Origin of the sequence: Telmatospirillum siberiense (genome assembly GCF_002845745.1) — a bacterium.
Lineage (GTDB): Bacteria > Pseudomonadota > Alphaproteobacteria > Rhodospirillales > Magnetospirillaceae > Telmatospirillum > Telmatospirillum siberiense.
On the sequence record NZ_PIUM01000017.1, the window covers coordinates 49,972 to 76,031 of the forward strand.

The following is a 26,060-nucleotide window of genomic DNA, read 5'->3' on the forward strand; positions in this document are numbered from 1 at the left end:
CAGGACCGATTACTTGCCTTGCGCGCTCAGCAGCTTGGCGAACTCGTCATAGGACATGTCGCCCGAATAGAGTTTGCCGCCGATGATGAAGCTGGGCGTCGAATCGACCTTGTAGCGGCTCATCGCGTCTTCCTTGCGGGCGTTGATTTCGTTCAACAGGCCGCTGTCGGCGATGCATTTGTCGACCTGCTCCTCGCCCATGCCGCCCAGCTTGGCGATGGTCTTGATGGCGGTCAGCGGCGAGGGATTGCGGGCCCATTGCTCCTGGGTGCGGAAGAAGGTGTTGAGGAAGGCGAAATAACGATCGCCCGAGCAATGCGACACCATGGCGGTGGCCTGGGCCAGGGCATCCCACGGCAGGTCGCGGAAGATCAGCTTGGCCTTGCCGGTGTCGATCCATTCGGATTTTATCTTGGGAAAGGTTTCACTGTGGAACTTGGCGCAGTGCGGGCAGGTCAGCGAGGAATATTCGATGATGGTGATCGGCGCGTCGGCTTTGCCCATGACCTCGTCGATGGCCCAGGGCTTGTCCGCCGCATGGGCGGTCATCGTTCCACCCAGCACCAAGGCGGCCAGCATGATCACCGTCTGAACAAAATTCTTCACTCGGTCCTCCTCAATGAGAATGCGCGGGATATTAAGGCCCTTCAGCGTCTTACCGCAAGATGGCGCCCGAGGGCGGCCAGCACCGCCTTCAATTCCGGATCCTCGATCCCGCTCAGGCGTTGGGAAAGGCGCGCCTCATCCTCGGGCTCCAGGACCGGCGCGGCGGGCGTCCGGCGGACCGGGCGGCGGGCCACCGGACCCTGCGTGATGGCCAGCCGGGCGATCGCGCCATAGCCGAAATAGCCGTTGATTCGCTGCACGACCAGCGGCTCCTGATGCTGGAGTTGGGTGGCCAGGGCGCCCGAGCCGACGCGGACATGCAGCGTGCCGGCCGAACGTTGGCCGCGCGGAAAGACGATGCGCAGCGGCAGCGTCGCGTTTCCCAGCATGGAGCCGACGACGGTGGGCCATTCCGCGATCAGCGCGGCTTCGGTAAAGCCCCGCTTTCCCAGCGAACGCCGGGTGAGGCGCTGGGTGGTTTCGGCGATGGCGCGTGGGCCTGAGCTGCCGCGCCTGTCTTCTGGCTGGTCCGACATGGGCCTTCCGTCGAGGAGGTTTCAATCGGGGAAGGTAGCTTACTCTTGCCGCGAGTCCAGGGGGAAACGGCGTTTGATCGGGGTAATCGGGTGAACCCGACTACCCTGGGCGTTTGGTCCCGGAGGAAGCCGGAGGCGCAATAAATTCTCAAAGCCTCCGCTCGCGGACGGCGATCGCTGTGTTATCGTTCCGCTCATGCCGCACGCCACTCCCGCCGCCCTGTCGAAGCGCATCCTCGCCTGGTATGACCGAAACGCCCGCGTGCTGCCTTGGCGCGCCCCTCCCGGTCGAGTGGCGGACCCTTACCACGTCTGGCTCTCCGAGATCATGCTTCAGCAGACCACGGTGGTTGCCGTGGCGCCTTATTTCCTGACCTTCATCAAGCGCTGGCCGACGGTCAAGGATCTGGCCGCCGCCTCCCTCGACGACATCCTGACGGCATGGGCCGGACTGGGCTATTACGCCCGGGCCCGCAATCTGCACAAATGCGCCCAACTGGTCGCGGAATGGCGGGATGGGGTCTTTCCCGACGAGGAGGAGGCCTTGCGCGGGTTGCCGGGGATCGGCGACTATACCGCCGCCGCCATCGCCGCCATCGCCCACGGCCGCCCGGCCGTGGTCATGGACGGCAATATCGAGCGGGTGATCGCGCGGATGTTCGCCGTCACCGATCCCCTGCCGGCGGTGAAACCGAAATTGAAGGCCCTGGCGGCCGGTCTGACGCCCTCGTCGCGGCCGGGCGACTATGCCCAGGCGCTGATGGACCTGGGGGCCACGGTCTGCACGCCCCGGCAGCCGGCCTGCGTGCTTTGTCCGTGGCTTCAGGATTGCGACGCCAGCCATCAGGGCATCGCCGATGAACTGCCCGCCAAGCTGGCCAAGCCGGCCCGCCCGACCCGCCGAGGCCTCGCTTTCTGGACCTTGCGCAAGGATGGCGCCGTTCTGCTGCGCCGCCGGCCGGAAAGCGGTTTGCTGGGCGGCATGATGGAAATTCCGTCGACGCCCTGGCGGGCCGAACCGTGGGATCTGGCCGAGGCGCGGGACTCCGCTCCGGTCGCCGCCGAATGGCGGCCCCTGTCGGGCATGGTCACCCACACCTTCACCCATTTTCATCTTGAACTGCTGGTCGTGGCCGGAAGGGCCCGCACGCCGGAACTGGCCAAAGGGTTGTGGTGCCCGCTGGATGGTCTTGGGGATCAGGCTTTGCCGACGGTCATGCGAAAAGTGGTTCGCCATGCGTTGGCCAAGGCGTATTAAGGGCCCGTTGACTAACGGGCCCTTAAGCCCGAGCGGCGTTTGAGCCCGCCGTAGCGGAGCAGGCGTCATATGGAATCTTAAGGGTTGGAGCGATTATTTCGCGACAGGCCTTAAGAACGCCAAAAGGGGATCCTCATGCGTTTCGTACTTTCCGCCGTCTTGGGCGTTCTTTTTTGTTCTTCATTTTCCCTGGCCGGAGCGGAGCCGCCGCCGGCCAGCGAGCAGCTTTATATTCTGCCGCCGAAGGGCTGGACGGTCGGTTTCCACGAAGCCAAGGGCAACGTCGACGTCACCGAGGTGTTGCCGCCCGGGCAGACGTTGAAGAACTGGACCGAGATGCTGACCGTGCAGATGATCGGCGGCATGGGGGGCAAAGCGGCCCAGGACGTGCTGAAGGATCAGTTGGAAATCGTCAAGAATGCTTGCGAGGACATTGGCGCCGGGCAGGTCAGCCTGGCGGTGGAGAACGGCTTCGAAACGGCCATGCGAGCCGTCGCCTGTCCCAAGTCCAAGCAATGGGGCGACGGCGAGCTCAGCCTTTACAAGGTGATCAGCGGGCGCGACCGCGCCTATGTGATCTGGCGTTCCTGGCGCGGCCCCTCGTTCAGCAAGGACCATCTGCCGGTGCCCGCCGAGATGACGACCGAATGGCTGGCCTTCATGCGTCAGGTCATGCTGTGCGACACGGCGGATCCCAAGCACGCCTGCCCCAGCCAATCCGGCAAGGGCGCCCCGGCCGCGAAATAGAGCGTTCATCCCGGACGACGGGGCTACGGCATTCGCACATCTTTTTTTCGGTGGAGAAAAATCTGTCGTCCGCGAGCCAAAGACGAAGCTATTCCTCAGTGGCACCGGCCTCCGTGCCCATAGGCGCCCGGATAAACCCTCGCCCCTTGGGGGATCGATGCCGTCCGGACGTCCACTGGACGTCCGGCGCGAACGCGCCAGTGGCGCGTTCGTCGGTAATCGATGGTGGCCGCTTTAGCGGCCGGGTAAGGGGGACTTAGCGTCCGCGCGACATAAAGACTTGTTTGTTTCTGCACACTTTTTCCGCGCTCCCGCGCGTAAGTCCCCTCACCCAACTCGCTTCGCTCGTCCCCTCTCCCGCAAAGCGGGCGAGGGGATATTTTTCCTATCCTGGCGCCTATGGGCCTCCGTTTTATCCAAGGCTGGCAATGCACTGATAAGACGACAAAATTAGCGATGCGTGAATCCGCCAGGCCGACGGGGGATGCTGCGGCGGTGGGACCGGCCTTCCATGCCGGTCCCGTGACATGAAGCGCGCCGCTACGCTTTTTTCAGGTTGGTGAAAAGGGCGAAGCCGTTCAGCATCCCCGTCAGGTTTCGCCGATAGGCGGTTGGCTGGAAATATTGTCCGGCCGGCACGAAGGGGACGTCCTGGACGGCCTGCAGCTGAATTTCGCCGGCCACTTTCTTCTGCTCTTCGAGGGTCTTGGCATCCAGCCAGCGTTCACGCAGGGATTCCAATGCCGGAGAAGAGGGCCAGCCCGGCGAGGCCTTCTCGCCGTTCGCCCGCAAGGCGGAATTGGTGGCCGGCGTCGCCATGTCGAGCCCGGACCAATAAGTGACGAAACAGCTCCAGCCCCCCTCGTCGACGGACCGCCGGTTGGTGCGGCGCTGAATCACGGTCCCCCAGTCTGAGGCCACGAAATCGAGGTTGATGCCCAGGTTCCGGAACATTTCGGCGACGACTTCGCAAACGGCGCTGATCCGCGGCACGTCCTGCGCGGCCAGCATGACGACGCGCTCGCCCTTGTAGCCGGCGGCGGCGAGCTCTTTCTTGAGGGCATCCGTATTTTTGGGGCCGGCGATGGCGGCCAGGCCCTCACCGCTCCTCATCGGCGAGGTCGCGCTATAGAATCCGAAATTGGCGCTCCACAGGTCCTTCTCGCTGCCGGCGACGGCGGTCATGCAGTCCACCTGGTTGACCGCCTTGAGGATGATCCGCCGGATGGCCGGATTGTTGAACGGCGCCTGGGTGTGATTCATCGCCAGCTGGGCGACCATGCCGTTGTGATCCTTGATTTCGACCGTGATGTCCTTGCTTTTGCGCAGCGTGGGCAGCAGGTCGATCATCGGGGCCTCGACCCAGTCCACCGAACCGGTCTGCAAGGCGGCGACGGCGGTGGCGGCGTCGGGGATCACCTGGAATTCGACGCGATCGAAATAGGTCACCTTCGGACCGGCGGTGAAACTGGCCGCGCCGGAGCCGCGGGGGGCATAGCCCTCGTGGCGGGCGTAGACATGGCGCGCGCCCGCCACCCGTTCCTCGGTCAGATAGCGGAAGGGGCCGCTGCCGACCACCTCCGTGATCTGTTTGAAGGGATCGGTCATCGCCAGGCGTTCCGGCATCATCGCCGCCACCATGGCGCTGGGACGGGCCAAGGCGTCGGGCAGCATGGGGAAGGGCTTTTTCAGCCGAAAGACAATGGTGCGATCGTCTTTTGCCGTGATTTCGTCGGTGGCGGCCATCAAGGCCTGCCCGAAGGCGTCGCGCACGCCCCAACGCTTGATGGAGGCGACGCAATCGCGGGCCAGAACCTTGCTGCCGTCGTGGAAGAGCAGACCGGAGCGCAAGGTGAGCGTCCATAGCTTACCGTCGTTCTCGACGGTGAATCCCTCGACCATCTGCGGCTGGGCGGTCAAATTGTCGTCCAGTCCGAACAGGGTGTCGAACACCAGCAGGGCGTGGGTGCGGGTGGTGTAGGCGGTGGTCCAGACGGGATCGACGATCGCGATGTCGGCATAAGGGACGAAGCGCAGGATGCGCGTGCTGTCCGCCCGGGCGAGACGCGGGATCGAAAAGGCGGCGGTGCCGCCGGCGGCGACGGCGGACATTTTCAGAAACTGACGTCGATCCATTGTTTTTCCCTTCTTCAAACGGTGGCATCCCGGGTCATGGCGGAAATGTCGTCCAGATGGCAGGCCGCCCAATGACCGGGGGCGATCTGACGGAGATCCGGTTCGATCCGCCGGCATGTTTCCCCGGCCAGCGGGCATCTGCCGTGAAAGCGGCACCCCGGCGGCGGGTCGATGGGACTGGGAACGTCGCCGACCAGGGTCACCCGCCGGCGACGGGTTTCCGGATCGGGTGTCGGCAAGGCCGACATCAGGGCGACCGTATAAGGATGCCGGGGATCGCCGAAAATTTGCCGGCGTTCGCCGATCTCGACGATCTTGCCGAGATACATGACGGCGATCCGCTGCGTCATATGTTCGACGATCGCCAGGTCATGGCTGATGAAGAGCAGGGCCAGCCCCAGGTCCCGTTGCAGATCCTGGAGCAGGTTGACGACCTGCGCCTTGACCGAGACGTCGAGCGCCGAGACCGCTTCGTCGCAGATGATCAGATCCGGTTTCGCGGCCAGGGCGCGGGCGATGCCGATGCGCTGACGCTGGCCTCCGGAAAATTCGTGAGGCAGGCGTCCCAGCGAATCGCGGGGCAGTTGCACCATATCCATCAATTCACCGAGTCGCCTCTCCAGATCCTGTCCCGTCGCCAGGCGGAAATTGCGGATCGGCTCGGCCAGGATGTCGCGGACCCGCATGCGCGGATTGAGGCTGGAAAACGGGTCCTGGAAGACGACCTGGATGCGTCGGCGCACGGGATGCAGGCTGGCTTGCGAAATGTCGTCGATGCGCCGGCCATCCAGAACGATCTGGCCCATGGTGATGTCGACCAGACGCAGGATGGCGCGGCCCACGGTGGACTTCCCGCAGCCCGATTCGCCGACCAGCGACAGGGTTTCCCCGCGATCGACATGGAAGGACAGGCCGTCCACCGCATGGACCACCGACTTGGGGCGACCCGACAGGGTGCGGCCCACGGGGTAATGCTTGACCAGGTCGTTGACTTGCAGAAGCGGATTGCTCATGACGGCGCCTCCTCCCTGAGCGCCTGGTGGCAGGCGGCGAAATGGCCCGGGGCCTTGGTTTCGAGCCCGGGGGCGATGGTCCGGCAGATCTCGTCGGCCTGTGAACATCGGCCGGCGAACACGCAACCGGTAATGCGGTTCTTGAGGCTTGGCACCTGGCCGGGGATTTCCGCCAACCGCTCCTGGCGGCCGGTGAGCGACGATCCCAACCGGGGAATCGCACCCAGCAATCCCCGGGTATAGGGGTGGCGGGGCGTCTTGAACAACTGGGCGACCGGAGCCTCCTCCACCTTGCGTCCGGCATACATGACCATGACCCGTTCGGCCATTTCGGCGACCACTCCGAGGTCGTGGGTGATCAACACGATGGCCGCTCCCACGCGTTGCTTCAGGTCGCGCATGAGGTCAAGGATTTGCGCCTGGATGGTCACGTCCAGCGCGGTGGTCGGTTCGTCGGCGATCAAAAGCCTGGGGTTGCAGGCGAGGGCGATGGCGATCATCACCCTTTGGCGCATTCCTCCCGACAATTCGTGGGGATAGCAGGCAATCCGCCGGGCAGGCTCGGAAATCCCGACAAGGGTCAGCATTTCGATGGCCTTGGCCCGGGCCTCGGCGGCCGACAGGCCCTGATGCAGACGCAATGTTTCGCCGATCTGGTATCCGATGGTCAGGACGGGGTTGAGGCTGGTCAACGGCTCCTGAAAGATCATCGAAATATCGTTGCCGCGGATGGAGCGCATTTCGCGCTCCGGCAGGCCGAGCAGGTCGCGGCCGTCGAAACGGATGGATCCCGCGATGCGTCCGGCCGATGGGGGGATCAGGCGCATCAGCGACATGGAGGTAACCGATTTTCCGCAGCCGGATTCGCCGACGATGGCCAGCGTTTCGCCTTCCTCGACATGGAAGCTGACGCCCTCGACCGCCCGGTTGACTCCCTCCGGGGTGCGGAAATGGGTCTGGAGATTTTCGACTTCGAGCAAGGCCATGGCGTCAAACCCCCTTGACCATGCGCGGGTCCAGCGCGTCGCGCAGCCCATCGCCCAGCAGATTGACCGCCAGCACGGTGGTCGACAGGAAAAGGGCGGGGAAAAAGACGATGTAGGGCTTGACCTGCCAAAGGGCCCGGCCCTCGGCCATGATATTGCCCCATGACGGAATGGATGGCGGCGTGCCGGCCCCGACGAAGGACAGAATGGCTTCGAGGATCATGGCGCTGGCGCAGATGTAGGTGGCCTGCACCGTCATCGGGGCCAGGGTGTTGGGCAGGATGTGGCGGAAGATGATCATCGGGGTTCGCGTGCCGCAGGCGATCGCCGCATCCACATAGGGCTGATCGCGCAAGGACAGCACGACGCCCCGGATCAGGCGCGACACCCTAGGGATTTCCGCGATGGTGATCGCCAGGATGACGTTGCCCATGCTGCCCCGGGACAGGGTCATCAGGGCGATGGCCAGCAGAACCGGCGGAATCGACATCAGCCCGTCCATGGCCCGCATGATCAGCCCGTCGCTCCAGCGCACGAAGCCGGATACCAGGCCGATGGCGAGCCCGACCAGGGACGACAGCAGTGAGACGCCGAAGCCGACCATCAGCGAGGCGCGCGTTCCGTAGATCACGCGGGAATAGATGTCTCGTCCCAGTTGATCGGTTCCGAACCAGTTGTTTCCCGAAGGGGGCCGAAGGCGCCGCGCCGGCGCTAATGCGCCTGGATCCAGGGTTCCGAGCCAAGGCGCCAGGACGGCCGTCAGAACCAGCAGCAGCAACAGTCCCGCCCCCAACACCAGCGTCGGATGCCGTGCGATGAAAGTACGGACGGGGCCCCTGCGGCGGATGGGCGGCAGGATATCGGGCAAAGCCTCGGCGACCGCGAGGTTTGCCATCGTCCGGTCGGGGGATGGGAACTGGGTCAATAGCGGATCCTCGGGTCGAGAAGGTTGTAGCAAAGGTCGATCAGCAGGTTGATCAGCACGTAAGTGCCGCTGCAGAGCAGCACGACGCCCTGGATGACCGGATAATCGCGATGGAGGATGGCGTCGATGGTGAGGCGGCCAAGTCCGGGAATGGCGAAGACGCTTTCCGTCACGACGGTTCCGCCGATCAACAGCGCGATTCCCAGGCCGATGACGGTCACGATCGGAACCGAGGCGTTCTTCAGGGCGTGGATCATCAGGATACTGGCGGATCCCAGCCCCTTGGCCCGTGCCGTGCGGACATAGTCCTGGGTCAGCACTTCGAGCATGGTGGCCCGGGTAATGCGGGCGATCAGGGCCACATAGACGCAGCCCAGCGACGCCGAGGGCAGGATCAGGCGGGACAGCCAGGGCCAGAGACCATCATCCATCGGGACATAGCCCTGGACCGGCAGCCAGTCGAGGTTGAGCGCGAAAACATAGGCCAGCATATAGCCGACCACGAAGACCGGCAGGGAGAAGCCCAGCACCGCCAGCGCCATCAGAAAGCGGTCGATGAGGCTTCCCGCCTTCCAGGCCGCGATCACCCCCATGGGAACGGCCAGTCCGACCGAGACGAGCATGGTCATCCCCATCAGGGACAGGGTCGGACCGACGCGCTGGCCGATCAGCATCGTCACCGGCTGGTCGCTGAAGATCGATTGCCCCAGGTCGCCGTGCGCCAGTCGCCACAGCCAATTCCAGAATTGGACCGGAAAGGGACGGTCGAGGCCCAGGCTGGCGCGGATGCGGGCGATGTCGGCGATACTGGCCTGATCGCCGGCGATCATGGCGGCGGGATCTCCGGGGACCACGAACAACAGGCTGAAGACGAACAGGCCGACCAGCAGCATCACCGGGACCGTCGTCAACAGGCGTTTCAACAGGTAGATCAGCATTGCTTTTCCTTCTTCCTGTTCCGATGGCGCATCTAATAGCCCAGGGCGCAGCCGTCCTTGCGGGGGTCGGACGCGCCGGTCAAAGTGCCGTTTTCCCAGTCGATCATGATCGACTGGGCTCCGCCGATGGGCGCGGCTGGTTCGGTGAGCCGGAAGCCGCGTTCGGCCAGCGCGGAACGGGTGGCGGACGGCAGGGTATGTTCGGCGTCCACCTCGCCCGAGCCCGGTTTGGGAAACAGGCGCGGCAGTTCCATGGCCGATTGCATGTCCATGCCGTAATCCAGGACCCTGGAGAGGAAATAGGCATGCCCCATGGCCTGATAATGGCCGCCCATGACGCCGAACGACATATGCACACGCCCGTTTTTGGTCACCATTCCCGGGATGATGGTGTGCAACGGTCGCTTGCCGGGCGCGATGGTGTTGGGATGGCCCGGTTTCACCACGAATCCCTGGCCCCGGTTATGCAGCAGCACGCCGGAGGCGGGCGCCGCGATGGCGCTGCCGAACGGGTTGAATAGAGAGTTGATGAAGCTGACGGCGTTGCGATCCTTGTCGACCACCGTGATATAGACGGTGTCCCGATGTTCGGGCGGCGCGAAGCAGGGAAGGGTCTCCACCGCCCGCTTCGGGTCGATGACGGCGCGCAACCGGTCGGCCAGGGCGTCGGAAAGCAGCCAGTCGGTGGGGACGGGAGCCTGATCCGGATCGGCCAGCACCGCGTCGCGGACCGAGTAGGCCAGGCGGGTCGCTTCGATCTCCCGATGCAGGCGTTCCACCGACATCGGTTCGCCCTCGGCTCGGAAGCCCCTCAAGATGTTGAGGATCAGCAGGGCGATGATGCCCTGTCCATTGGGGCCGCATTCGTGGATGTCGTATCCCCGGAAGGTGGTTTTCACCGGCGTGAAGTAATTGCCCCGGGCCGATTTGAAATCATCGAGGGTATGGAGTCCGCCCTTGGCGCGCAGACAGTCCACCAGTTCCGCCGCCACCGCGCCCTGGTAGAAAGCATCGCGACCGGCGGCGCCGATTGCTTCCAGGGTGTCGGCGAGCCGGGTTTGCCGATGCTTTTCGCCGGCATGCGGCGTCCGCCCGTCCGGCAGAAAGATGGCCGCCGTGTTCGGATCTTTCGCCAGCAGATCCTTCTGCGCCGCCCAATCGAAGGCGACGCGGGGGGTGATGGCATAGCCATCCCGGGCCAGGGCGATGGCGGGGCGCAGCACCTCTTCCATGCTCTTGCGTCCATGGTCGGCGATCAGCCGCGTCCAGGCGTCCACCGCCCCGGGGATGGTCACCGCATGGGGGGAATGCCTGGGGATCTCGGTAAAGCCGTTCTCCCGATACCACTCCGGGGTGGCGGCGGCCGGCGCCCGGCCGGATCCGTTGTAGGCGATCAATCGATCGCTGCCGGCGGGAGAGAAAAGCGCGAAACAATCGCCGCCGATCCCGGTGGAGCCCGGTTCCACCACGCATTGCACGGCGCAGGCGGCGACCGCGGCATCCATGGCGTTGCCTCCGGCGGCGAGCATATTGACGGCGGTCAATGTGGCCAGGCCGTGGGAGGTGGCGGCCATGCCGTTGCAGGCGACCACCTGGGAGCGGCCGGGTGACTGGAAGTCTCGCATGTTCAGGCCTTTCGGGCTTTTTCGGGGGCGCACAGCCCGTCTTGGGATTTGATGAATTCGACGAGGCTGGGCGCGGTGCGCAGCACATGGGCGCGCATGGCGGCCTCGGCTTCCGCCGGATCGCCCTTTTTGATCGCCTCGACCAGCAGTCGCTGCGGCGGGGTGGCGCCGCGCGGCTTCTCGGCATGATGAAACCAGATGCGCAGGTAGGGATCGATGGTGGCGTAGAGCGAGTTGATCTGGCGGATCAGCGTCGGGCGCCGGCTCAGTCCCGAGAGATACTGATGAAACGCCTGGTGGTGATGGTTCCATTGACCGTTCTCGCCCGCATCGCTTTGTTCCATGCGATCGAGGAACCCGTTCAGTTCGGAGATCACCCCGGCATCGATGGACGGTATCGCCAGGCGAAGGGCCAGGCCCTCGAGCACCGCCCGGATTTCGAACAACTCGCTGATTTCATCGGCGGTCAGTCTGGTGACCACCGCTCCCCGGTTGGGACGCGTGGTGACCAGCCCTTCGACCGCCAGCCGGGCCAGGGCTTCGCGCACCGGCATGCGGCTCAATTGCAGTTCGGCGGCGACGTCTTTCGCGATCAGGTGGTCGCCGGGCCGATACCGGCCCTCGCGGATGGCGGCCAGAATGAAGCGGTAGGCCTCCTCCTGGGCTGAGCTGTAGGACTGCGGATCTCCGTACATTGGCGTCCCCGGAAATTTAAGATTGGATCCACGTATCCATGCATCCATATATCCAAAAAGTCAGAGTGTCCATAATTTAATCAGTATGGAGTTAAGCCTAAATTATGAGCATATTGGGTGACGCTTCCAGCATTGCCGGACCGATTCGACGGCCTGCGCCAGCTTCAGCAATCCAAGCTCGTCACGGTATTTTCCAACGATCTGGATGCCCACCGGCAGGCCGCCGGCGGTGAAGGCGAAGGGGACGGAAATGGCGGGATGACCGGTTATCGAGATGTGATAACAGGACTTCATCCAGTCGATATAGGTTTCCATGTCGGTGCCATCGATGGCACGGACATACTCCTCTTCCACCGGAAATGGCGGCACCTGGCTGACCGGGGCGACAAGGAAATCGTGGGTTTCGAGAAAATTCCGCATGCGGTGGAATGCCTGCAGGCGGGCTGCCTCCGCCTCGGCCACCCGTCGGCCGGTGAGGGCCAGTCCCAGTTCGATATTCCAGATCACCGTCTCTTTGAGCATATCGCGATGACGCTCGAGGGTGGATCCGTAGCCCGTCGCGAAAGCCAATCCCCGCAGAGCCTGGAAGGCGGAGTTGGCCTCGCCCAGATCCGGCGTCGCCTCCTCGACGACGCATCCTAAGTCTTCGAAAAGACCGGCGCTCGCCGCGGTGATCGAACGGATCTCGGGATCCATCGGCAGGCCGCCGAGGTCGGGACTGATGGCGATCCTCAGTCCCTTGGTGTCGCCATCCAGGGACGTGCGGAAGAGGGCGCCGTCGCCGGGGACCGACAAGGGGTCGCGGGGATCGGCGCCGGCCTGCACGCTGAGCAGCAGGGCGGTATCGGCGACGGTCCGGCCCATCGGTCCGGCGACGGTCAAGGTGCTGAAGGCATTGGCGGAAGGCCATTGGGGGACCCGTCCGATCGACGGCCGGAGACCGACGACATTGCAATAGCCGGCGGGATTGCGGAGCGATCCGCCCATATCGCTACCGTCGGCAAGGGCGGTCATGCCGGTGGCGAGCGCGATGGCGGATCCGCCGCTGCTGCCGCCCGGCGTGCGGCTGATGTCGTAAGGATTGCGGCTATAGCCGAAGAGCGCGTTGAAGGTGTGCGATCCGGCCCCGAATTCCGGCAAATTGGTTTTTCCGACGCAGATCGCCCCCGCCGCTTTCGCGCGGGCGACCACCAGGCTGTCGACGTTCGGGATGAAGTCGGCGAAGAGCTTCGATCCGAAAGTGGTGCGCAGGTCCCTGGTCTGGAAGGAATCCTTATGCGCGATGGGCAATCCGTGAAGCGGGCCGAGATCCTCGCCCCGGGCCTGCCTTTCGTCGGCGGCCGCCGCATTCTCCATCGCCTTGTCGGCCTCCAGGGTGACGATGGCGTTGAGGCGGGGATTGATTTGGGAGATCCGCTCAAGATGCGCGGCCATCAGCTCCCGTGCGCTGAGGTGGCCGGCTCGGATTTCGCTGAGTGTTTCGACGGCTGGACGCAGGCAGGGATCAGATTCCATAGACAGGCTCCGTATCGATATGCGATACTTAATATCGCTTAATGGATAGAATGGATCTTTTTGGAGATCATGGCAATGGATGTCGCCGAAGGAGGGCGGGATCTCCTGTTCGTCGAATCGCTGGAGCGCGGAATGCGGCTGTTGGCGGCTTTCCGCGGAACGACGGACAGTCTGGGATTGACCGAACTGGCGGCGGCGACCGGGCTGACCAAGAGCGCCGCGCAGCGTTTCGCCCACACCTGGGAGCGGATGGGCTATCTGGAGAAGGACGCGCGAAGCCGTCGTTTCCGGCTGGGGATCCGGGTGCTCGAGCTGGGTTTCTTCTTCCTGCGCGGCCATCCGCTGGCCGGCCGGGCGATGCCCCATCTGCTGGCGGTCCGAGAGCGGCTGGGGGTGGCGGTCAATCTCAGCCTGCGGGACGGAGCCGACATCGTCTATGCGGTGCGCGAGCCGGATCAGCGGCTGACCTTGGCGGAAATGCTGCCGGGACGGCGGATGCCGGCCTTTTGCACCAGTGCCGGCAGGGCCTTGCTGGCGCATTGCGGGGATGACGAACTGGATGCCGTCCTGGCGGCCCCGGGCCGGATCCGCTATACGCCCCACACCGAGACCGATGCCCAGGCGCTACGCCGGGAAATCGAGACGGTTCGCCGCCAAGGCTTCGCCATCGCTCGCGATCAGGTGCTGATCGGCCAGATCGGTGTCGCCGCCGCGGTCCCCGATTTCGGACGGCAACCGGCGGCGGCGGTCAATATGACAATGACGACCGACCAGTGGGGCGAGGCGCGGATCGTTCGCGAACTGGTTCCGCAGCTGATGGCTGTCACCGAAGCGATCAGCCGGGGGTGAGGGCTGGATTGGCCGAACTGCCGGGCGCGGGACTGCGAGTTTCCGGCCCCGGGGGAGGCTCTAGGCTTGCGTGACGCTGAAAAAACTCCGTTTTTTCAAATGCTCAAACGCCGCTCGGGCTAACGGCGCGATTCAATCTAAACGCAACGCGCTCTAATGCAGTTCGGCCCGGATCTTCTGGCGCAACAGGTCGATGGTGTGGAATTCGCCGTTCTGTTCGAAATGCCAGAACGTCCAGCCGTTGCAGGCCGGCGCTCCCTGGACGGCGGCGCCGACCTGATGGATCGACCCCTTGTGGTCCGCCGAGATGAGCGTTCCGTCGGCACGGATCTTCGCCGTCCAGCGGCGGCGCTCGCCGCCCCACAGAAGATCGCCCGGTCCCAGATAGCCGCGTTCGAGAACCGTGCCAAAAGGAATGCGCGGTTCGTTGCGTTTGTTGGGCGTGGTCAACACCGAGAGGTCGATGACCTCGCGGACCGCGTTGATGCGGGCGCGGGCGGCGGAAATATAGGTTTCGTCCCGCTCCAGGCCGATCCAGCGCCGTCCGAGCTTCTTGGCGACGGCGCCGGTGGTGCCGGTCCCGAAGAAGGGATCCAGGATCACGTCGCCGGGATTGGTGGTGGCCAGCAGGATGCGATAGAGCAGCGCCTCCGGCTTTTGCGTCGGATGGGTCTTCTTGCCGTCGCTTTTCAGCCTCTCGGATCCGGTACACAGCGGCAGCATCCAGTCGCTGCGCATCTGCAAGCCGTCGTTGAGGTTTTTCATGGCCTCGTAATTGAAGGTGTAGCGTGCGTTCGGCGCCTTCACGCACCACAGCAGCGTCTCATGGGCGTTGGTGAAGCGGGTGCCGCGAAAATTCGGCATGGGATTGGTCTTGGTCCATACCACGTCGTTCAGGATCCAAAAGCCGAGATCCTGGAGTATCGCGCCGACCCGATAGATGTTGTGGTAGCTGCCGATCACCCACAGAGAGCCTTCGTCCTTCAGGACGCGCCGTGCCGCGGACAGCCAGTCGCGGGTGAAGCGATCGTAGGTGGCGAAGCTGTCCGAAGGGTTGCTCTGGTCCCCGAAGCGATCCCATTCCTCATCGACGCCGTCGACACGGCTGTTGTTGGGGCGTAGCAGTTCGCCGCCCAACTGAAGGTTGTATGGCGGATCGGCGAAGACGAGGTCGACCGATCGCGCCGGCAGCGCGTTGAGGGAGGCGACGCAATCGCCTTGCAGAATCACGTTGGTTTTGAGCGTGGCCATCGGCGCACTTTGAGTCAAAGATGAGCCCTCGTCAAGAACTCACTGGAATCCCTATTCTTTTAACAGAAGATCGCGAATCGGGGCGAAGCTACGGCGATGATGGGGGGTAATCCCCTGGTTATGAATCGCCGCCAGATGTTCGGCCGTTCCGTAGCCGGCGTTGCGATCCCAGCCATATCCCGGCATGGTCAACGCCAGGGAACTCATCAGGCGATCGCGGGTGACCTTGGCGATCACCGATGCCGCGGCGATGGAAAGGCTTTTCCGATCGCCCTTGACGACGCATTGAATTCGGCAGGGCAGCGGCGGCCGTTGATTGCCGTCGACCAGCGCCCAATCGACGGAGGTCTGCGTCAGGAGGGCGTCGAAGGCCCGCCGCATGGCCAGAAATGTCGCCTGCAGGATATTGATGCTGTCGATTTCACCGACATCGGCCTCGCCGAGACCGACCTGGGCGCAATCCCGGATGATGTCGAACAGATAGTCCCGCTTCTTGGCCGATAAAAGCTTCGAATCGTTGAGCTGCCGGAGCAACGGTTCGGGAAGCGAGTCCGGCAGGATGACCGCCGCGGCGACCACCGGCCCGGCCAGGGGGCCGCGGCCGACCTCATCGATACCGCAAATCGTCCCATCCAGGGCGTGCTCAAGAGAAAAGTCGGGATGCATGAAAAAAACGCCTGCTCCAAGATAAAGGTCGGTTATTGCTTTCACTACCGTGTTACGTGCGGGAGTGGAAGCTTTCAACACGAAAAGAGCAAAAATCGCGCATAATGTGGTATTCATGACAGAATCAACGGGTGATTACCGCTTCATCGAGATATACCATGGAGCACTATGTCATCTATCGCTTCTTTGCCGCGGACAACGAGAAAATCGAGGTTCGGCTGGATTTTGATGCGATCACATTCGAATTGTTGCCGGTAACTGGGCAGCCCACGCCGGATTGGGCGAGATTGGATCATCATCCCTGTCGGGACTGCGCCTGCCCGACGGACGTCATCTACTGTCCGACGGCCCTGGCCCTGGCCCGGTTCATTGGATCCTTCGACACGCGCTTCTCTTATGAGAAGGCCGTCGTCGAAATCGAAACACCACAGCGGGTTATCCTGTCGAAAGGAAGTTTCCAGTCGGGCATGGCTTCGCTGCTTGCGGTGGTTTGCGCCACGTCGGGATGTCCGGCCACTCGGTTCCTGCGGCCCCAGGTCCGCTTTCTCATTCCGTTTTCCGATGGGCGGGAAGCCTTGTTCCGGACCGTGTCGACCTACCTGCTTTGCCTCCATATGAACGCCGCCGAAAAGGAACCGGTCCAACGGCGCTATCTTGACGAGGTGGCGGCGCGTTACGTCTTGTTGCGGCAGGTGACGGCCAATCTGGTCGTGCGGTTGCGGCCGGTGCTAAGGCGTCATGCGGCTCTCAACGCCGATATTCTTCTCGATGCCTTTTCCGAGATCGCCGCCGTCGATTTCGACGAGGGACTTGCCGAATTGCGGATGTTTTGCGGCGATTGACCGACCCCTCCTCAGAACAGCGTCATCTGGTCGCCGGGACGGGGCGGCGGGGCGAAAAGGTCGGTTCTCGTCAACCGCGCCTGCCCGCCGATGAGGCCGTATCGGCGCATGGCCATCTGGAATCGTTTTTCCAGAAGGGTGCTCAATGTGCCTTCGCCGGTGAACCGCCGGCCGAAGGTGGCATCGTTCAGTCGTCCTTGCCGATATTGCCGCAGCAGGTTGAGAACGTGGATGCGTCGTTCCGGGCGATGCTTCTCCAGCCATAGATTGAACAATTCACGGGTCTCGTGGGGAAGGCGCAACAGCGTCCAACTGGCGCTTTTTGCGCCATGGGCGGCCGCGGCCTCCAGGAGGCGCTCCAATTCGTGATCGGTCAGTCCGGGAATGACCGGAGCGACCGAAACGGCGGTGGGAATGCCGGCATTCGCCAAGGCGCGGATGGCCGCCAGGCGACGCGTCGGCATGGCGGCTCGGGGTTCGAGGAGGCGGGCCAGGTCGCGGTCCAAGGTGGTGACCGAGAGAGCGACGCTGGCGAGGCCATCGGCAGCCATTGCCGCCAGGATGTCGATATCGCGGACGACCAGGGCCGATTTCGTGGTGATGGTGACGGGGTGCCGGAAGTCCCGCAATATTTCAAGGATCGAGCGCATGATGCGTTGCCGGCGCTCGACCGGTTGATAGGGATCGGTATTGGTCCCGATGGCGATGGTTCGGCAGCGATATCCCTTATGCCGAAGTTCCGCTTCCAACAAGGCGGCGGCGTTGGGTTTGGCAAACAGCCTGGTTTCGAAATCGAGCCCGGGGGACAAGCCCAAATAGGCGTGGCTGGGCCGCGCATAGCAGTAGACGCAGCCGTGCTCGCAGCCACGATAAGGGTTGATCGATTGTTCGAAGGGAATATCCGGCGAATCGTTGGTGGAGATGATCCGCCGCGCTTGGTCTTGCTCAAGCGTCGTCGCCAAGGGGGGGAGGTCGTCTTCGCGCCACCAGCCATCGTCGAAGGCTTCCCGCTGGTGAGGTTCGAAACGGCCGCAGGGATTGGCGAGCGCGCCCCGATGAGATGTGGGATCGTGGGTCATTCCCGCCAAATTGGGGAAAATAACGAACATTTCAAGAACAAAAAGGGGAAAGTATATCGATGGTTGAGTGTGTGTTGAAGTTTGGCGCGAAAAATTCGGGGAAAATATCGTTTTGATTGATTATTTTATGAGCGGGACTATCCAAAAGGGTATCTGGAATTGTTCCAGTCCTCTCGATAAACTGGAAAAAACGGCGGAATCGCCATCATAAAAACAGGAGGACACGGGGTATGGAAGAACGGAAAGATCCCAACCGCGGGCAGACGGGGAAAGACGCGGAGAAGGAGCCGCCGTCGCCCGACGAACGGTCGGCGGAAATGCGCAATACCGGTGAGGCGGCGGATCGTCAGCCGCAGTATGACGCCTTCATGCGGGTGATCCGCCGCTGATCGACGAGGCCGCCGGGGGCGACTTAACGATGCCCCCGGTCATCTTCATGTCAGTCGTGCGGCTTGAGATGTTCCAGCAATCGGGGCATCAGTTCGACCAGATTGCACGGACGGTGCCGGCTGTCGAGCTGCCAGCGCAGGATGTCGTCCCAGCCGTCGCGGCAGGCGCCGGGCGAACCGGGCAGGGCGAATAGATAAGTGCCGTGGGCGAGGCCGCCCGTCGCGCGGCTTTGGATGGTCGACGTGCCGATCTTCGGAAAGGACAGTTGGCGGAACAATTCGCCGAAGCCTTCGATTTCCTTCTCATAGACGGCGTGAAAGGCCTCCGGCGTGACGTCGCGCCCGGTGAGGCCGGTGCCTCCGGTGGAAATCACCACGTCGACATTGGGGTCGGCGATCCAGCGCTTGAGCTGCGCGACCAACAGATCCTTGTCGTCCTTGATGATCCGCTTGTCGACGACCTTATGTCCGGCTTCGGTGATGCGCTCGACCAGGGTGTGACCCGAGGTGTCATCCGCCTCGGTGCGGCTGTCGGAAACTGTCAGGACCGCGATATTGACTGAAAGAAAGGCCCGTTCACCATCAATTTTTGACATGCTTGACCGCCTGAATTTTTGACTCGGCGCCATCATACAACGGCCAATCGCCGGCGGCGATGGCGTCGAGTGACGGAGACGTCTGTCCAAGGCGGTTGCGATAGGCCCAGAAATTGGTCATGACCCGTTCGACGAAGGCGCGGGTTTCATGGACGGGGATGCTTTCCATGAACAACAGGGCGTCCCCATTATGTTGCACGTTCTGCAACCAGCGGGCCACGTTGCCGGGACCGCTATTGTAGGACGCGGCCAGGAAAAGCAGGTTTCCCTTGATCGTTTCGTCATCGAGCAGGCGGCGCACATAGCGCTGTCCCAGCTCCAGATTGACCTGCGGATCGGTCAGCTTTCCCGCGCCCATGGAGCGCGCGGTGCGGGGCATGAGCTGCATCAGGCCGACGGCGCCGGCGGGGCTTTTTGCCCTGGGATTGAACGAGGATTCCTGACGGGCGATGGCCAGGATCAGGGCCCGGTCGATCGACCAGCCGCTGCTTGGGTGCCAATCGGGCAGCGGATAATCGGCGCTGTCGTGATAACGGCCGTCCCTGGCTTCGATCCGGCCGCCCAGGCTGACGGCCAGCGACGGCATGCCGCCGGCGTTGGACAGGGTCAGAATGGACTGGGTGAGCGCCGGCCCGGCATCGTCGGACAGGCGGCGCAACTCGTCCTCGGCGCGGCTCGGGTCGCCGATTTGCAGCAGGGCCAGGGCCCGGCGGCCCGGCGGAACCCGCTTCAGAACGTCGCCGTCCAGGTCGGTAAAGGGCCGGGCTTCCCAGGAGTACTGAATGTCTTCGCCCAGGGCGCGGCGTGCCAGAAGGCCGTAGAATGTACGCGGATAAGCCGCGGCGCGCTGCAGCCAGTGATTCACCAGTTCGGGACGATGGGCGGCCAGATTGGCCCGGGCCGCCCAAAAGGCGCCGGCGGACGTGAGCCAGTTGGAGACGTCGTTGGCGTTGCCGACGGCTTCGAAGTGACGCGCCGCGGCGGAATTGTGCGCTCCGCTTCGCCACAGGGCGAGGCCGGCCACCCAATGGGCTTCGGGAAGGACATCGCCGGAGCGTTCGGCCGCCGCGGCGGCCCATTGCAGGGCTTCGGCGTCGCGGCCTTCCGAGAAATAGGCGATGGAGAGAACGGTCCCCAGTTCGTCCTGGTCGACTTGATCGAACAGACGCTTCGCTTCGGCGCTTTCCATCAGGGCCTGGGCGGTGTCGTATTTTCCCTGACGCGCCAAGCCCCGGAAGCGTTCCTTCAGATCCTGCTGGCGTCGGCGGTCGGCGGCGGCGAGGTCGCGATTGCTCTCTACCGAGAACTCCTCCCACATGGGATCGTCGTCGCGGCTGGTCGAAACCGTGGCGGTGCGTTCACTGCGTGCCGGCGGCTTTAGGGCCGCGGCGCTGCCGCCCAGGCGCTGCCGGGCGAGATCATAGATGGCGTTGGCTTCGGGAAGATCGGCGTAGCGCGCCATCCAATCCTTCAGCTCTTCGGTCTGGGGACGATAGGTCGCGGCGAGATAACGCTGCGCCAGCAAATGGCCGAGCAGCAGCGGGTCATTCAGCCGGGCGATCTCGCGGTCCGCGGCCCCCCATTGACCACGGTCCTGCGCATCGAAGGCGGAACGGTAGATCTGGGCGTCGCTTTCGGAAATGACCGAAGGAACGGCCGTCTGGCGGCCCAGCTTTCCGGCGGCGCCATTGATGGCGGCCACCACGCTTTCGGAATCGCTGTCCGCGGGGATGGGCTGGGCGGCCCACGCTGAGTGCGTGGCCGAGGTTAGAACCAGGGCCAGGAATGCCTGGAGAAGCCTGCTTCGCAGCATCGTCTCTCCTCTTCCGTAATCGATTTCGCCGATTGTTATCTTCAGCTTTATAAATCGATTCGAAGCGGCGGAGCAAGCCTTGATGGCCAATATCCCTAAAGTTTTCCTCAGTTTTGTGGAAACTCAATGCGTTAGGGGAGGGGGTTCGGCATGCTTATTCGGTATGGCTGTCCAGCTTTTTGCGGATAGATAGAAAATCGCTCCATGCCTCTCGCTTCGCATGCGGGGTCCGCAACAGATAAGCCGGATGATAGGTCGGCATCGCCGCGACCGGGCGGGGCAGCCCGCTGGAGGAATAGTCGTACCAGCGCCCCCGCAAACGGCTGATGGCGTCATGCTTGGCGAGCAGCGCGGTGGCCGGCGCGCCGCCCAGAAAGACCAGGATCTCCGGGGAAACCAGCTCGATATGCCGGCTGATGAAGGGCAGGCACAGTTCCACTTCGGTCGGTTCCGGCTTGCGATTCCCCGGTGGCCGCCAGGGGACGACATTGGTGATGTAGGCGTCGTTCCTGTCCAAGCCGATGGAGGCCAGCATGCGATCGAGCAGTTTTCCGCTGGCTCCGACGAAGGGCAGTCCCAACCGGTCCTCGTCCGCCCCCGGCGCCTCGCCGATCAGCATGACGCGGCCTTGCGGATTGCCGTCGGCGAAGACCAGGCGCTGGCAGGTCCGTTTCAGGGCACAGCCGTCGTAGGCTTCCATGGCGCTGCGCAATTCGTCGAGGTTTTTGCACTCCATCGCCAGATGGGCGGCGGTGGCCCGGTTACCATCCTTGTTCGTCCGTGCAGGCATTGCCGCGGCCGGAAAGGACGTGGAGGGCCGGGACGGCGGTGGTGGCTGCGGAATCGGCCTGGCTGGCGCCATTTGCGCCAGCGCGTAGCGATCCAGCGGCTCCTCGCCGGTCGCCTCGTCCACGCCGGCCTCGATATACCAGCGCAGGATCTGGGCGGGCGTCATGGCGGAAGATGTCTGCGGTTGCATCATGGCGCAACACTAGCATGAGGGAGGGATCGCCAGAAGGCCGATTGCCCTCCCTGGTGGCTATGTTATAGAGGCTGTGGCGGGACAAGGGGATATTGGAACGGCCGACAAGCCGAATCATGCCGAAAACGGCTGGAAGAGAATGGCGATGGAAAGAGAATCGATGGAATTCGATGTGGTGATCGTCGGGGCCGGGCCGTCCGGGCTCGCCGCGGCGATCAGACTCAAGCAATTGGCGCTGGCCGGGGGGCGCGAATTGTCTGTTTGCATCATCGAAAAAGGTTCGGAGCTGGGGGCTCATATTCTTTCCGGCGCGGTCTTGGAGACACGCGCTCTCGATGAACTTATTCCCGACTGGAAGGAAAAAGGCGCCCCCCTGCTGACTCCGGCGGGCGAGGACCACTTCCTGTTCTTCACCGAAACAAAATCGTTCCGGCTGCCGACGCCGCCGCAGATGCATAACCACGGCAACTATATCGTCAGCCTCGGCAATCTGGTCCGCTGGCTGGGGGCGCAGGCCGAGGAACTGGGTGTCGAGATATTCCCGGGATTCGCCGCGGTCGAGGTCCTTTACGATGAACGGGGCGCGGTGCGGGGCATCGCCACCGGCGACATGGGCATCGGCCGCGATGGTCAGCCGACCGCCAATCATACGCCGGGCGTCGAGCTTCTGGCCCGCCAGACGCTGTTTGCCGAAGGGTGCCGGGGGTCCCTGACGAAAAGCCTGTTCGAGCGCTATGGCCTGCGCAAGGAGGCCGATCCGCAGACCTATGGCATCGGCGTCAAGGAGCTGTGGGAAATCGATCCGGCCAAACATAAGGCCGGCTTGGTGGTCCATTCGGTCGGTTGGCCGTTGGACGGCGAAACCTATGGCGGATCCTTCCTTTATCATCTGGAGAACAATCAAGTCGCCGTCGGCTTCGTCGTCGGACTGGATTACAAGAACCCCTATCTTTCTCCGTTCGAGGAATTGCAGCGCTACAAAAGCCATCCGGCGATCCGCCCCACCTTCGATGGCGGGCGGCGCATCGCCTACGGGGCGAGGGCCTTGTCGGAAGGCGGTCTGCAATCCATTCCGAAACTGACCTTCCCCGGGGGCCTGCTGATCGGCGACACGGCGGGTTTTCTCAATACGCCGAAGATCAAGGGTATCCATACGGCCATGAAGTCGGGCATGGTGGCCGCCGAAGCTGTGTTCGACAGCCTGGGGGAGGCCGACGAAGGCACCGCCGGCGGGCGTGAAATCGCTGCCTTTACCACGCGTCTTCAGGCTTCCTGGGTCTGGGAGGAACTGTATCTGGCCCGCAACATCCGGCCGGCGTTTCATTGGGGGTTGTGGGCCGGGCTCGCCTATTCGGCGATCGATACCTATCTCTTCAGGGGGCGGGCGCCCTGGACATTGCCCGTGCATGCCGATCACGATCAATTGCGCAAGGCTGCCGACTCGACCCCGATCGTTTATCCGAAGCCGGACGGCCTGGTCACCTTCGATCGCCTGTCTTCGGTGTTCATTTCCAATGCGGCGCACGAGGAAGACCAGCCCGTCCATCTGCAGCTCAAGGATCCAAATGTTCCCATCACCGTCAATCTTGCCCTGTACGACGCGCCGGAGCAGCGCTATTGTCCGGCCGGCGTTTACGAGATTGTAAGAGATGACGCCGGACAATCGCCCCGTCTTCAGATCAACGCCTCCAATTGCGTTCATTGCAAATCATGCGATATCAAGGATCCTACCCAGAACATCAATTGGGTGGTCCCGGAGGGGGGCGGTGGTCCAAATTATCCGAACATGTAATCGTGTGGCGGCGGCCCGGGCGGGCTGCGTGAGGATGGTAATATGGTGATGCGTGGGTCGGCGGTTCGCCTCGCTCTCGGTGCTCGGGGGCTATTCGCCACTCTCCTGATCGCCTCGCTGCCCGCCTGCGGCAACGGCTTGCGCTCGGATGGCCCGACTTCCCTGCCGTCCGACAGCGCCCTGATCGGCCGACCGATGCCGGCCGGCGGTTCGGGGGCGGGGAATTATCTCGCCGGCCGTTTCGCCCAGGACCAGAACGATCTGGCCGCCGCTTCCAGATATCTGCAAAGGGCTCTCGAGCAGGATCCCGAAAATATCGAGATCCTGCAGCGGGCCTATCTTTCCATGGCCGCCGCCGGCCAGTTGAAGGCCTCGGCGGCGATTGCCCAGCGGCTTCTGACCTATGACGGGGAAGCCTCGGTGGCCGCGCTCATGGTGGCCGAACAACAGGGCAAGGATGGGGATTGGAAAGCCGTCGAGGCGACCGTCTCCGGGTTGCCGCGGCGCGGCTTGAACACCTTCATGATGCCGCTGGTGATCGGCTGGGCGAAAGTCGGTCAGGGGAATTTTGATGCCGCCCTCGAAACCATCGCCCCCCTGGCGCAGAACAGCAATTACGCGGCCCTGCACGATTTTCATGCGGCTCTGATAAACGATCTGGCCGACCGCCGGAAGGCGGCGGAGGAATATTACCGAAGCACGTTGGCCGGCAATGGCGGCGCCACCTTGCGCACCGCCGAGGCGGCGATGGCGTTCTACCGGCGGATCGGACAGCCGGGAAAAGCCGACGAAATCATGGCCTATTACCGGCAGGAACATCCCGAAAGCAGCATGATCGGCGACGGTTCAGGTCATGAACGGGTGGTCGATTCGGCCGCGAGCGGTCTGGCCGAGGCGTTCTTCGATACCGCCGGCTCGCTCCGGCAGGGCCGGGCCTCGGAGCTGGGGCTGATCTTCGCGCGCATGGCCATCGATCTGAATCCGGATTTTCCGCTGGCGCAGGTGATGGTGGCCGATCTGCTGCAGGGCCTCGGCCGTCTGCGCGACGCCAACGCGGTGTTCCAGGAAATCAATCCGTCCTCGCCCGTCTATTGGTCGGCCCAGTTGCGCATCGCCGCCAACTTCGACGATCTCGACGATGTGGACGCGGCCACGCGGACGCTTGAAACCCTGGCCGCGCAGCATGCCGATCGGCCGGAAGCGCTGATCACCCTGGGCGACGTGCTGCGCCGGCACAAGCGTTGGGCGGAAGCGGTGGCGGCCTATGACCGGGCGCTGGCCGTGCTTGGGGAGCCAAAGCCGGAACAATGGGGCGTTTACTATTCACGCGGCATCGCGCTCGAACGCTCGAAGCAGTGGACAAGGGCCGAAAGCGATTTCCTGCGGGCTCTCGAGTTGCAGCCGGACGAACCGCATGTGCTCAATTATCTGGGCTATAGCTGGATCGAGCAGGGCGTCAATCTCGCCCAGGCCATGGTGATGATCGAAAAGGCGGTCGTCCAGTTGCCGAAGGACGGCTATATCGTCGACAGCCTGGGGTGGGCTTTCTTCCGTTCCGGTGATTACGTCAAGGCGGTGGAGACGTTGGAACGGGCCGTCGAGCTGCATCCCGAGGACGCGGCGATCAACGATCATCTGGGGGACGCCTTGTGGAAGGTGGGACGCGAGGAAGAAGCCCGGTTTCAATGGCAGCGTGCTTTGATCTCGGACCCGGATCCGGAGATGAAGCAGGACATCGAGCGTAAGCTCGGCGCCGGCGGGACGCAGGATTCGATGGTGGTGCCCCCGGCCAAGAAGCCCTTGTTCAAATGACGCAGTCTCTTTCCTCCCGGCCCGCCGGCGACGCCGTGGAGAGCTTCGCCGCCGCCAAGATCAATCTTTACCTTCACGTGACCGGCCGTCGCGACGACGGCTATCACCTGCTCGACAGTCTGGTGGCCTTTGCCGGAGTGGGCGATCTCATCCGAGTCGGTCCGTCCGACGATTTGTCGCTCGCCATCGATGGTCCGAATGCCGGTTCCCTTGCCGCCGAGCCCGACAACATCGTCTTGAGAGCCGCCCGTGCCCTGGCCGCCGCCGCCGGCGTGCCGGCGAAGGCGGCCATTACCTTGACCAAGCGTCTGCCTGTCGCTTCGGGAATTGGCGGTGGTTCCGCCGATGGCGCGGCGACCCTGCGTGGACTCTGCCGTCTTTGGGGGGTATCGCCGGACGAGACGGAGTTGGCCCGCATCGGCCTGTCCCTGGGGGCCGATCTGCCGGTTTGCCTCGCCGGACGGCCCATGCAAATGGCGGGAATCGGCGAAGTCCTGGCGGCGGCGCCCAATTTGCCCCCAGCCTGGCTGGTGCTGGTCAATCCCCGTGTCGGACTGTCCACTCCGGCGGTTTTCAAGGCCCGGCAAGCGGTTTTCTCCGCTCAGGCGCCGCTCGTCGGATCGCCCTCCGATGCCCATGCCCTGGCCTCGGCCCTGGCCGAGCGGGGCAATGACCTTACCGAGCCGGCGGTTCGTCTGCTCCCCGTGATCGGTGACGTTCTTGCCGCCATTGCCGGGCAACCCTCTTGTCTGCTGGCCCGCATGTCGGGAAGCGGCGCGACCTGCTTCGGACTTTTCGCCGATCGGACCGGCGCCGAGGAGGCGGCCCGACAGCTTGCCCTGGGACATGCCGATTGGTGGGTGGCCGCTGCACCGCTCGTCATTCGGGGCACGCAAGTCTAGCAACGGTCAAAGTCCGTCATGCCCGGCTGTGGATCAAATCCGGCAATGACGGTCTTGGTCGCGCGCGCCACTCATACCGGCGAACCGTTGATCTGACGTGTTCGCCG

The 26,060-nt window shown here is 63.6% G+C and carries 24 protein-coding genes; 8 read left to right on the top strand and 16 right to left on the bottom strand.

Features of this window, described 5'->3' with window-relative positions:
- Positions 1-9: 9 nt before the first annotated feature.
- Positions 10-606, bottom strand: a complete 597-nt coding sequence (locus tag CWS72_RS14825) for a DsbA family protein (protein WP_101251400.1) — start codon at positions 604-606, stop codon at positions 10-12.
- A 41-nt stretch (positions 607-647) separates the two neighbouring features.
- Entirely contained in the window at positions 648-1,142 is a 495-nt protein-coding gene (locus CWS72_RS14830) for a DUF721 domain-containing protein (protein WP_101251401.1), read from the bottom strand.
- A 196-nt stretch (positions 1,143-1,338) separates the two neighbouring features.
- Here CWS72_RS14830 and mutY point away from each other — a divergent pair, with 196 nt between their 5' ends.
- Positions 1,339-2,400, top strand: a complete 1,062-nt coding sequence (gene mutY, locus CWS72_RS14835; RefSeq protein WP_101251402.1) for an A/G-specific adenine glycosylase — start codon at positions 1,339-1,341, stop codon at positions 2,398-2,400.
- Between the two features lie 135 nt (positions 2,401-2,535).
- Positions 2,536-3,147, top strand: coding sequence for a hypothetical protein (locus CWS72_RS14840; protein ID WP_101251403.1), 612 nt, complete (start codon positions 2,536-2,538; stop codon positions 3,145-3,147).
- Between the two features lie 540 nt (positions 3,148-3,687).
- Here the strand turns inward: CWS72_RS14840 and CWS72_RS14845 are convergent.
- The 8 genes from CWS72_RS14845 to CWS72_RS14880 all read right to left on the bottom strand — a co-directional run bounded on the left by CWS72_RS14845 (position 3,688) and on the right by CWS72_RS14880 (position 12,980).
- Positions 3,688-5,283, bottom strand: a complete 1,596-nt coding sequence (locus CWS72_RS14845) for an ABC transporter substrate-binding protein (RefSeq protein WP_101251404.1) — start codon at positions 5,281-5,283, stop codon at positions 3,688-3,690.
- Between the two features lie 14 nt (positions 5,284-5,297).
- Positions 5,298-6,296, bottom strand: a complete 999-nt coding sequence (locus CWS72_RS14850) for an ABC transporter ATP-binding protein (protein WP_101251405.1) — start codon at positions 6,294-6,296, stop codon at positions 5,298-5,300.
- Positions 6,293-7,282, bottom strand: coding sequence for an ABC transporter ATP-binding protein (locus tag CWS72_RS14855; protein WP_101251406.1), 990 nt, complete (start codon positions 7,280-7,282; stop codon positions 6,293-6,295). The genes CWS72_RS14850 and CWS72_RS14855 overlap by 4 nt, the downstream gene beginning before the upstream one ends.
- Before the next feature lie 4 nt (positions 7,283-7,286).
- Positions 7,287-8,177: an ABC transporter permease gene (locus CWS72_RS14860; protein WP_101251407.1), complete on the bottom strand. Its 891-nt coding sequence runs from the start codon at positions 8,175-8,177 to the stop codon at positions 7,287-7,289.
- 26 nt (positions 8,178-8,203) lie between these two features.
- Positions 8,204-9,145, bottom strand: coding sequence for an ABC transporter permease (locus CWS72_RS14865; protein ID WP_101251408.1), 942 nt, complete (start codon positions 9,143-9,145; stop codon positions 8,204-8,206).
- A 32-nt stretch (positions 9,146-9,177) separates the two neighbouring features.
- Complete coding sequence (gene ggt / locus CWS72_RS14870; RefSeq protein WP_101251453.1) at positions 9,178-10,770, bottom strand: gamma-glutamyltransferase; 1,593 nt, start codon at positions 10,768-10,770, stop codon at positions 9,178-9,180.
- 2 nt (positions 10,771-10,772) lie between these two features.
- Entirely contained in the window at positions 10,773-11,465 is a 693-nt protein-coding gene (locus tag CWS72_RS14875) for a GntR family transcriptional regulator (RefSeq protein WP_101251409.1), read from the bottom strand.
- Between the two features lie 102 nt (positions 11,466-11,567).
- Entirely contained in the window at positions 11,568-12,980 is a 1,413-nt protein-coding gene (locus tag CWS72_RS14880; RefSeq protein WP_101251410.1) for an amidase, read from the bottom strand.
- Between the two features lie 69 nt (positions 12,981-13,049).
- Here CWS72_RS14880 and CWS72_RS14885 point away from each other — a divergent pair, with 69 nt between their 5' ends.
- A complete protein-coding gene (locus tag CWS72_RS14885; RefSeq protein ID WP_199175698.1) occupies positions 13,050-13,829 on the top strand; it encodes an IclR family transcriptional regulator in 780 nt (259 codons plus the stop codon).
- A gap of 153 nt (positions 13,830-13,982) precedes the next feature.
- Here CWS72_RS14885 and CWS72_RS14890 read toward each other — a convergent pair whose 3' ends face one another.
- Together CWS72_RS14890 and CWS72_RS14895 are read right to left on the bottom strand one after the other, a co-directional pair.
- Entirely contained in the window at positions 13,983-15,080 is a 1,098-nt protein-coding gene (locus CWS72_RS14890; RefSeq protein ID WP_101251412.1) for a site-specific DNA-methyltransferase, read from the bottom strand.
- A gap of 51 nt (positions 15,081-15,131) precedes the next feature.
- Entirely contained in the window at positions 15,132-15,746 is a 615-nt protein-coding gene (locus tag CWS72_RS14895; protein ID WP_101251413.1) for a ribonuclease HII, read from the bottom strand.
- A 158-nt stretch (positions 15,747-15,904) separates the two neighbouring features.
- Here CWS72_RS14895 and CWS72_RS14900 point away from each other — a divergent pair, with 158 nt between their 5' ends.
- Entirely contained in the window at positions 15,905-16,588 is a 684-nt protein-coding gene (locus tag CWS72_RS14900; RefSeq protein WP_101251414.1) for a DUF6901 family protein, read from the top strand.
- An 11-nt stretch (positions 16,589-16,599) separates the two neighbouring features.
- Here CWS72_RS14900 and CWS72_RS14905 read toward each other — a convergent pair whose 3' ends face one another.
- Positions 16,600-17,667 (bottom strand): PA0069 family radical SAM protein, encoded by a 1,068-nt coding sequence (locus CWS72_RS14905; protein WP_199175699.1) that lies wholly within the window; start codon positions 17,665-17,667, stop codon positions 16,600-16,602.
- A 230-nt stretch (positions 17,668-17,897) separates the two neighbouring features.
- Between CWS72_RS14905 and CWS72_RS27825 the strand changes: the two genes are divergently transcribed.
- On the top strand, positions 17,898-18,056 hold the full coding sequence (locus CWS72_RS27825; RefSeq protein WP_158240666.1) for a hypothetical protein: 159 nt from the start codon (positions 17,898-17,900) through the stop codon (positions 18,054-18,056).
- Between the two features lie 50 nt (positions 18,057-18,106).
- Here the strand turns inward: CWS72_RS27825 and moaB are convergent, their stop codons facing one another.
- The 3 genes from moaB to CWS72_RS14920 form a co-directional block, all read right to left on the bottom strand.
- Positions 18,107-18,652, bottom strand: coding sequence for a molybdenum cofactor biosynthesis protein B (gene moaB, locus CWS72_RS14910; RefSeq protein WP_101251416.1), 546 nt, complete (start codon positions 18,650-18,652; stop codon positions 18,107-18,109).
- Positions 18,639-20,465 carry a lytic transglycosylase domain-containing protein gene (locus CWS72_RS14915; RefSeq protein ID WP_241911737.1) on the bottom strand — a complete coding sequence of 609 codons (1,827 nt, stop codon included), beginning with the start codon at positions 20,463-20,465 and terminating at the stop codon, positions 18,639-18,641. The genes moaB and CWS72_RS14915 overlap by 14 nt, the downstream gene beginning before the upstream one ends.
- Before the next feature lie 154 nt (positions 20,466-20,619).
- A complete protein-coding gene (locus CWS72_RS14920) occupies positions 20,620-21,447 on the bottom strand; it encodes a uracil-DNA glycosylase (RefSeq protein WP_241911738.1) in 828 nt (275 codons plus the stop codon).
- Positions 21,448-21,592: 145 nt separating this feature from the next.
- Between CWS72_RS14920 and CWS72_RS14925 the strand changes: the two genes are divergently transcribed.
- Genes CWS72_RS14925 through CWS72_RS14935 form a run of 3 tightly spaced genes read left to right on the top strand, consistent with a single transcriptional unit; the run spans position 21,593 to position 25,953 of the window.
- A complete protein-coding gene (locus CWS72_RS14925; RefSeq protein WP_101251456.1) occupies positions 21,593-23,239 on the top strand; it encodes an electron transfer flavoprotein-ubiquinone oxidoreductase in 1,647 nt (548 codons plus the stop codon).
- 42 nt (positions 23,240-23,281) lie between these two features.
- Positions 23,282-25,051, top strand: coding sequence for a tetratricopeptide repeat protein (locus CWS72_RS14930; protein WP_101251417.1), 1,770 nt, complete (start codon positions 23,282-23,284; stop codon positions 25,049-25,051).
- Positions 25,048-25,953, top strand: a complete 906-nt coding sequence (locus tag CWS72_RS14935; RefSeq protein ID WP_101251418.1) for a 4-(cytidine 5'-diphospho)-2-C-methyl-D-erythritol kinase — start codon at positions 25,048-25,050, stop codon at positions 25,951-25,953. The genes CWS72_RS14930 and CWS72_RS14935 overlap by 4 nt, the downstream gene beginning before the upstream one ends.
- The last annotated feature ends 107 nt before the right edge of the window (positions 25,954-26,060 follow it).